Annotated in this window: 7 protein-coding genes; 2 read left to right on the plus strand and 5 right to left on the minus strand. The window is 43.6% G+C overall.

What is annotated here, in order from left to right; translation table 11 throughout:
- On the plus strand, window positions 1-272 hold a 272-nt coding region (locus tag AC1MDJ_RS06000), incomplete at its 5' end, for a flagellin (RefSeq protein WP_479690030.1).
- Between the two features lie 18 nt (window positions 273-290).
- On the opposite strand, the gene AC1MDJ_RS06005 is transcribed toward AC1MDJ_RS06000, so the two are convergent.
- From AC1MDJ_RS06005 to AC1MDJ_RS06020, 4 genes are read right to left on the minus strand one after another with little or no spacing between them, the layout of a single operon-like run.
- Window positions 291-950: an energy transducer TonB gene (locus AC1MDJ_RS06005; protein WP_479690031.1), complete on the minus strand. Its 660-nt coding sequence runs from the start codon at window positions 948-950 to the stop codon at window positions 291-293.
- A complete protein-coding gene (locus tag AC1MDJ_RS06010) occupies window positions 940-2,082 on the minus strand; it encodes a glycoside hydrolase family 3 protein (RefSeq protein ID WP_479690032.1) in 1,143 nt (380 codons plus the stop codon). Before AC1MDJ_RS06010 ends, AC1MDJ_RS06005 begins: the two co-directional genes overlap by 11 nt.
- Window positions 2,079-3,239: a sensor domain-containing diguanylate cyclase gene (locus AC1MDJ_RS06015; RefSeq protein WP_479690033.1), complete on the minus strand. Its 1,161-nt coding sequence runs from the start codon at window positions 3,237-3,239 to the stop codon at window positions 2,079-2,081. Before AC1MDJ_RS06015 ends, AC1MDJ_RS06010 begins: the two co-directional genes overlap by 4 nt.
- The gene (locus tag AC1MDJ_RS06020) at window positions 3,236-5,677 is read right to left on the minus strand and encodes a DNA polymerase (RefSeq protein WP_479690034.1); all 2,442 of its coding nucleotides are present in this window, start codon (window positions 5,675-5,677) and stop codon (window positions 3,236-3,238) included. The genes AC1MDJ_RS06015 and AC1MDJ_RS06020 overlap by 4 nt, the downstream gene beginning before the upstream one ends.
- Before the next feature lie 367 nt (window positions 5,678-6,044).
- On the opposite strand from AC1MDJ_RS06020, the gene AC1MDJ_RS06025 reads away from it, so the two are divergent.
- Window positions 6,045-7,121, plus strand: a complete 1,077-nt coding sequence (locus tag AC1MDJ_RS06025) for an FkbM family methyltransferase (protein WP_479690035.1) — start codon at window positions 6,045-6,047, stop codon at window positions 7,119-7,121.
- 60 nt (window positions 7,122-7,181) lie between these two features.
- Here AC1MDJ_RS06025 and AC1MDJ_RS06030 read toward each other — a convergent pair.
- On the minus strand, window positions 7,182-8,283 hold a 1,102-nt coding region (locus AC1MDJ_RS06030), incomplete at its 5' end, for an ATP-dependent DNA helicase RecG (protein WP_479690036.1).

The raw sequence follows: 8,283 nt of genomic DNA on the forward strand, positions 1-8,283 counted from the left end.
AGGCACTAAGCAAGATAGATATGGCAATACAAAGCGTGCTAGATAAACGCACTCTCATAGGAGGACAACTCAATAGACTGGCAGCAACTATAAGAACACTTAACACTACACAGCAAAACACAATATCTGCTGAATCTCAGATAAGAGACCTAGACTTCGCAGAGGCTTCCGCTGACCTAGCAAAAAAACAACTACTAATGACCACACAAACAAACTTGCTCTCGCAAACTAACGCCCTGCCACAAACAATAATGCAGCTGATAAAATTCTAATTACGTGTTGATTGGTCGCTAATACAATCTATAATCTCCGCTACGGCTATAGATAAAATAGCCGTTTACGTCTAGGCTGTTTTTTTCATAAGCTACGGGCAGTGGCACATTGTTCATAGTTTTCAGTGTTCGCAGAACCTCTCTGTCAAGTGCAGCATAGCCGCTGGATTCCACTACGCTTATATTGACTATTCTACCATCCTTTAATATGGAGAACTTGACCCGCACAATCCCCGTTTCGCCACGCTCAGCCGACTGCGGCGGATACTGCCAGACAGAATAAAGCGACTGAGCAAACTTGTAAAAATACGCATAGTATTTATCAGATATATTGTTAAAAGACGCCCCTTCGTCATCAGACGGGTGATTGTCTAGGTAGTCCCGCACAATCCTGTCAACGTTCATATTAGGTCCTACTTCGTCTGTCCGCCTGTCCCCGCGCTCCCTTAACATATCGCTAAAATTATAAGGCACGGGCGGTGCACTAGACGAATATCGTTTAGGCTTTATAGCCTTGCTACTGCCCGACTGACGTGAAAGCTCCCCTTTTGATATTATTGATACTTTGGTTGCCTCTGCTGACTGCGGACTGCCATTAAACTGCCTTATAAGCAGAAATAGCAGTAGATGCAACACCAGCGACAACGCAAGGAACAACAACAATCGCTTAGTGTGCATAGTCTATGCTCTGTTTAAGGTTAATTATACGGACGAACGACTCATCTATACGCTGCTCTGTAATCTTCCCATCATGGTATAGCTTCAAGGCAGCCTGCCATACCTTGCCGTATAAATCTCTATCGTAGCTTAAATTATTGCCGAATAATAACATGTCATTGCCAGCATTTATCGCTAATAGGAGCGTCTCCTCTAAACTATAGTTATCAGTGATTGCCCCCATCTGCAAATCATCGCTGATGATAACGCCGTTAAAGCCCAGCTTTTCACGCAATAGCTTCGTAACAATTGCATTAGACAAGCTAGCAGGATACTTGCTATCAAGCTTCTCATTAAATAAATGCGAAGTCATCACAAGTGCAGGGTTTATATCTTTTAGCAGTGCGCGATATGGCTCTAACTCTACATCAGTCCAAGTGGCGGTGATGTCTGTCAACCCCTTGTGGCTGTCCCCTTGAGAGCTACCATGTCCAGGGAAATGCTTAAAACACGGAACTACTCCCGCCGCTAACATCCCTCTAGCAAAAGCTCCCGCCTGTGTTATTACCACGTTATAGTCCGCACTGAACGAACGCCCTAATGCGCCTATTATAGGGTTGTTTTTATTGATGTTCACGTCTAGCGATGGGGCAAAGTTAACGTTAATGCCGAGCTTTGAGAGCGATTTCCCCTGTATAAACGACATCTGATAGACATCATCAGTTTTCAACTCGCCCAGTTGTGCAGGTGAGGGAAGCTCAAAGAATCCCCGCTCCTTTTTCAGCCTGTTGACGCCCCCCCCCTCCTGGTCAATCGCTACAAGTAGCGGCAATGGAGACGCATTCTGCAACGTCCTAGTGAGCTTATCAAGCTGCACTGCATTATATATATTGCGGACTGAGCTATTATCGGTCACGTCTTTATTAAACAGAACGACTCCGCCGAGACCTCCAGTTTGGACGAATTTTAGGAACTGCCTATAATCGGCAGCATATTTTGCAGTGGTAGCTCCACCACCACGAAAGCCGAACATAAACATCTGCCCCAGCTTCTCCTCGTAGCTATATGCTCCCGCATTGGGGGCAGAAGCTCCGATGACTATTTCTGCTGAAAGTGCAAATATTGTGTAGATTAAGACTACTAGCCGTTTCATATAGGGGTGCTGTCAACGCTGATATCTTCATGTAGTGTAAAGAGGTCGGCTGATGTCTGATAATGCCTCGCTAATTTAGCCGCCATAAGAGTGCCTTTCCCCTTGAGCTTGCCACAATGGAGCGCATTATCTGCCCCGCGCATAACGGCAGACAGCACATCGGTAGCCGTCATACTAGGCTCTGATAGGTAAGCTTCTTTTGTTATAATGTTATAGCCACCAGATACGCCCGCTAATGGAAATATATCAATTTCAGCAAAAACCTCATTCAACGCTATTTTTATTGCTGAAAAGATTTTTTGCAGTGCAACCTCGTTGGTTTTGCCAGTTATTATAAAGAACTCGTCCCCGCCAAACCTGCCAAGCACGTCCCGCACAGGCAACACCCCCGCAATAGCCATAGCCACTGACCTTAAAATCTCATCCCCTTGCATATGTCCCAGCTTGTCATTCACATTACGAAAGTTGTCTATATCAAGCAAGATAAATGTAAATGGTGTGCCAGATGTCTTTAACCTGTCAATATATCCTTGTAGCTTATCTGCAAGCACCGCTCTGCTGTATAGTCCTGTGAGATAATCATTATTAACGTTAGCCTTAGATGTCTTAACGCTGGCAATAGCTTCACCCGCAATATGCCGCATCAGCACAATAGCAATCTTAAAAGAAAGCTGTCTTATAAAATCAGTATTGCCCCCCTCAGATAGTTTCGCTACATCGCTACTATATAGGTTAAGGCTTGCTATTATCTTGTCATTGCTAATAATAGGTGCTGTCAGATAAGAGCCGATATCGTCCGCTATGCGGAAATCGCTAATCAACCCCTCTAAGTAGGAGCCAAAATACGGACGTTTTTCCACAAAAGCATATTTTAAGACACTTTTGTCCACACCAACAATCCGTTCCAGCTTCTCTGGAAACGTCAAAAGTGCCTCATCTACAAACAAAACTACCCTGTCAAAGTTAAAAATTTCTTCTAAATAAGCAAGAGCTTTATTGTCTATGTCTCGCCAAGACTCCGCCAACAGAAACGCATTTTCAACCAGCTGGAACCCCTTTTGTTTGTCCTCGTTCTCTTTCGCTATTACAAGCATTTGCGCAAGCTCGTCTTTCAACTGCTTGTTCTCACGCAACACATTTATGACCTTCCCAGTCATTTTAAGCTCCCCCAGTTATCGCCCGTTCCTACATTGACCTCCAAAGGCACATTCAGCGGAAAAGCCAACTCCATCTCACGCTTGCTAGCTGTGATAAAATCAGCCTCCTGCCCATTCTTTACCTCAAACAATAGTTCATCGTGTATCTGCAAGAGCAGACGAGCATTAAACACACTGCCCGCTAACATTTTATCACAACGTAACATAGCAAGCTTAATAATATCCGCCGCACTGCCCTGTATAGGCGCATTGACAGCCGCCCTTTCCGCTCTAGCACGCTCCATACCATTACTGCTGTTTATATCAAGAAAAAACCTCTTACGCCCGAGCAACGTTTCACAATATCCATTGCGTCTAGTCTGTAGCGTAATGCCATCTATAAACTCTCGCACCCCTTTATATAAACCAAAATATGCAGAAATAAAGCTCTTCGCCTCGCTTGCAGATATTCCAGTATCCCTAGAAAGCCCATAAGGAGACAACCCATATAATATACCAAAATTGACAGCTTTTGCAAGCCTGCGCGTATCATTCGTCACCTCGTCCTCACGCTTGCCAAATATATTCATAGCGGTTATTGTATGCACGTCCTTGCCACTCTTAAAAGCATCACAAAGAGCTGTATCTCCCGACATATGCGCCAACACGCGCAACTCTATCTGCGAATAGTCTAGCGTCACAAACGTATAGCCCTCTGCGGGAATAAACGCCCCCCGTATAGTCGCACCCGCCTCGCTACGCACGGGAATATTCTGCAAATTTGGGTTAGCTGACGACAGCCTGCCAGTCGCCGTGCCAGTCTGCTTAAAGGTAGTGCGTATGCGCTCATCAGCATCCATTGCATCTAAAAGCGGTTGCGTATAGGTAGAGAGCAGCTTAGAATGTTCGCGATAGTCTAAAATGTCATTTAGCACTTCACGTTCGGCAGAGTTAGACACCATCAGCTCTTTTAGCACATCTTCAGCTGTGGAACGGTTCTTTTTAGTGGCTGGAATAAGCATTAACTTGTCATATAAAAACTCCGCAAGCTGTTTAGGGGAATTCAGATTTATATCAAACCCCGCCCGCATAGTAATTTTGCTAGCCACAACCTGCAAATGTTTCTTCAGCTTATTGGCTATATCAACCACACGCTGCGGTGCTATGCGAATACCCGAGCACTCCGCATTAGCAAGTAGTCGCGCAATAGGTAGCTCTAGGTCGGTATATAGCCCCTCTAGCGATAGTTGTTTAATACGCTCATCGTAGTCGCCAACCTTTGCCAAGAGACGCGCTATAAACTCCCCCGTGCTCTCAGTCTTGCGCTTATTGAGGGTGGCAGTATCAGGCTCACATAGCCAGCTAATCAGCAGATAGTCACGCACATTGTGAAACAACGAAAACCCGCGTTTCAATAGGTTTTTTATGTCGTAACAGTTAGTAATGCCGCTAATATTATGCTTTTCAGGTTCAAACTCTTCATACTCAGTGTCATCAGCGACAAATACTTCTCCACCAACCGCTAAAATGAGCTTTGGCACCTTGACACTGCCCATAATAAGCGCACCCATATCTGCCGTAGGTTCTATATCAAAGGCAGGTATTTGTTCTATCATATACTCTGCGCTATGCTCTACACTGGGGATACTTGATAATACCTGTGCGGCAGTCTTTAGTCGCAGTTTATCCAGCATAGCAGTTAATTGAGCTGTATCTTTATTAAGTTTAGGTTCTGGCAACTCTATATTTTGCAACGCCACTAGAGTGCGGGCAAAGAACGCATTGTCTTTATCACGCAACAAGTTTTCCTTTAGTTTCCCTTTTTGTTTATCAATATTAGCGAACACTGCCTCTAAGCTACCATATTCTGATATTAGCTTAGCGGCAGTCTTTTCCCCCACTCCCATAACGCCATGTATATTGTCAGACTTATCGCCCATTAGCGATAAATAGTCCAACATCCCCTCTGGCGCAACACCATATTTAGCTATCGCCTCGCTCCTGCCCAAAAGCGCACCCGTATTATCATCGTAGATTTTTACCCGTTCATTTACTAGCTGAAAGAGGTCTTTATCTTTTGTAATAATAACAATTTCGTCAGTCTGTGCTCGTTTAGCAACAAGGGTTGCAATAATATCATCCGCCTCAAGCCCCCGTGCCGCATATACAGGAACGCCCGCCAGCGGTAAAAGTTCGTTGATTACAGCAAGTTGACTAGAAAGTTCCGCAGGCATAGCCTCGCGCGTTGCTTTATACTGCGGATATGCCTGATGTCTAGCAGTCTGTCCGCCAGCATCAAACACGGCTAGTATTTCAGAGGGTTGAAGCCTCGTTTTCATAGCACCGATAATGTTAAAAAATAGATGAACTGCACCAGTCGGCATACCATTTGCAGTAAGTGACGGGGCTTTGTGGTAAGCCCTGTATGCAATAGAGTTACCGTCAAGTATGGCTATCATACAGATATTATACTGGATATTGTTAGCGTCGGCAAGAGGAATAACTAGGAGTACTGCAGATTTTTCTGCTTTCTCAATTTAACCAAGATTAAAAAAACACGTTTTTTACTCTTATAGCACGATTATTTTTAGAAGTCAAAGAAAACTGCAAGAACAGCCATAAATCTGCCACCCCTACCCTGTCCGTTCACGAGGTTGCCCCCTTACCCCCTCTGCACATGCAGATACAGGGGGAAGAACGACAAGCAGTTGTCGTTCTTGGGGAGGGAATTTTCACTCGTCAACCGTGTAAATTTAATCTTGGTTAAAATTACAAAAATGTAGAGCATATATGGATACAAAAGCTATATTTATAGGAGACAATTAAATGAGCATAAGAAAACATTTTTTACGTTGGTTCAGCCCCACATTTCGTCGCGTAGATGATATAAGCAAAGTTGTTGGGCAGCTCAAAAAGATGGTCTATCAGAATAAGCACGATATACACAGCTTTTTCTATGAGATTGACGGAGCATTTAGTGCAGATGAAGTCGCACATATGAGGAGCATCTATGAATATACACGGAGAGCTGACTTCTCAAAAATATATAGGGATTTTATTAGCGGTCTTGATGAAGATACGGCAAGGTATTTTCATTGCTATCTCAATCGCATTATTAGATGTGTAGAAACAGGTAATAAGACGATTGTGCTGACAGAATCGGAAAAGAAGCGGATATTTGATATCTGTGCCTATATGGATTTTTATGACATAGATTTAGGCGATGGTACATTTGCTTTAGGAAGGTATATATTCCCAAAAAAGAACTTTATATCTTATCCTACAACACTGGAGAGTATGGGATTGCACTTGCTCTCTAACTATGAACGATTGACTCATCTTGACTGCATTGATGCTGGTGCGTGCTATGGAGACACGGCACTCGTCTATTCTCATTGGACTACTGGGAGCATTCACTCATTTGAGCCTATCAAATCTAGCTATGAGGCACTGCTAAAAACGATAGAGCTTAACAAGAGAACGAATATTATTCCCATAAATAAAGGTTTATCTGATGCGGATGGTAATGCAGACTTTGCAGTATTTGATGATTGTCCTTATAGTGCTACTTTGCTCCATACTTCAAACAAGTCGCACACAGAAACAGCACAACTCACAACAATAGACAGATATGTCAAAGCTAACAACTTAAAGATAGGTCTTATTAAGGCTGACGTTGAAGGTGCTGAACGAATGCTACTTGAAGGAGCAAAAGAGACCATAAAAGAGCAGAACCCAGCACTGCTTATTAGTATCTATCATAGTGCAGAGGATTTATTCCTAATAAAGCCCTTGATTGAGAGTTGGAATCTTGGCTACCAGTTCCAATTATTTAAACCAACCGCTTTTTCTCTGGTTACCGAAATGTTACTTATTGCTGAAGTTAAGTCACCACCACAATAAACAGAGATACAAGACGAGCTCTTTAAGCATGAGCTGTTGAAATAAGGTAGCCCTACGGGGTTAACCCACCATGAAATACTCGTATTCTTCTTGCCAACGCCAGTTCAGCACAGTTTTTATTAGCGTATTTTTAGGTTTTTCCAATGTCGGGTCGTCTGCGAGTATCTGTTTTGCATCATTTTGTGCCTGTCTAGCTATTGCGCTATCTAGCAGAATATTTGCAAAACGAAACTCTGGCAACCCAGACTGCTTTACGCCGAAGAAGTCTCCCGCACCGCGTAGCTCTAAATCTATCTGTGCCAGTTTAAAGCCGCTTGTATTGTGTTCCATAGCTCGCAAGCGGCGCATACCCGTGTCGCTTGTTTCACCACCTGCAACAAGCAGACAATAAGCCTGTTTGCTGTTGCGTCCAACCCTGCCACGCAACTGGTGTAACTGTGCTAACCCGAATCTATCGGCATCTTCTATTACTATAACAGTGGCATCCTTTACGTCCACGCCAACTTCTACAACAGTTGTTGATACAAGTATATCAAGAGCACCGCTATTAAAATCGTTTAATATCTGCCGTTTTTCGTCAGCCTTTAGTTTGCCGTGCAGCAACCCTACGTGTTTTCCCTTAAAACGTTTCTTGATTCTATCGTAGCTTTCTGTTGCAGCTTTGAGTTTAACCTTTTCGCTCTCCTCTATGGCGGGGTAGATAAAATATGCCCTGTCGCCACTTTTTAGGTGCTCTTCTGTGTAGTCATAAGCTTCTTTTAGTTTTTTGTCGGTAAAAACTTTCGTTATAGGGGGAATTCTGCCAGGGGGCAATTCCTCTATTTCGCTAATATCTAAATCTGCATAGCAGGTGAGGGCTAATGTTCTTGGAATAGGGGTAGCCGTCATAAGTAGCATATCAGGTTTAGGGTCGTTAGCTGGCACCTTATCTATCAAACTTTTGCGCTGTTGCACCCCAAAACGGTGCTGTTCATCTATCACAGCAACCCCCAACTTCTTAAAAAACACGTCTTCTTGTATTATAGCGTGTGTGCCTACGATAAAATTAACGTCTCCCGTAGCAATTAAAGCCTTTAACTCCCGCTTTTCAGATTGCTTAACCGAACCCGTGAGCAGGGCAACGTTATATTTAGTAGTTTTTAGGAAGTCTGCAAGATTTTTG

Source organism: Candidatus Termitispirillum reticulitermitis (assembly GCF_054655775.1).

Bases quoted from the DNA above. Each gene is read 5' to 3' on its own strand.
- AC1MDJ_RS06020 (WP_479690034.1), bottom strand. From the start codon at position 5,677: ATGATAGCCATACTTGACGGTAACTCTATTGCATACAGGGCTTACCAC.
- AC1MDJ_RS06025 (WP_479690035.1), top strand. From the start codon at position 6,045: ATGAGCATAAGAAAACATTTTTTACGTTGGTTCAGCCCCACATTTCGT.
- AC1MDJ_RS06010 (WP_479690032.1), bottom strand. From the start codon at position 2,082: ATGAAACGGCTAGTAGTCTTAATCTACACAATATTTGCACTTTCAGCA.
- AC1MDJ_RS06015 (WP_479690033.1), bottom strand. From the start codon at position 3,239: ATGACTGGGAAGGTCATAAATGTGTTGCGTGAGAACAAGCAGTTGAAA.
- AC1MDJ_RS06005 (WP_479690031.1), bottom strand. From the start codon at position 950: ATGCACACTAAGCGATTGTTGTTGTTCCTTGCGTTGTCGCTGGTGTTG.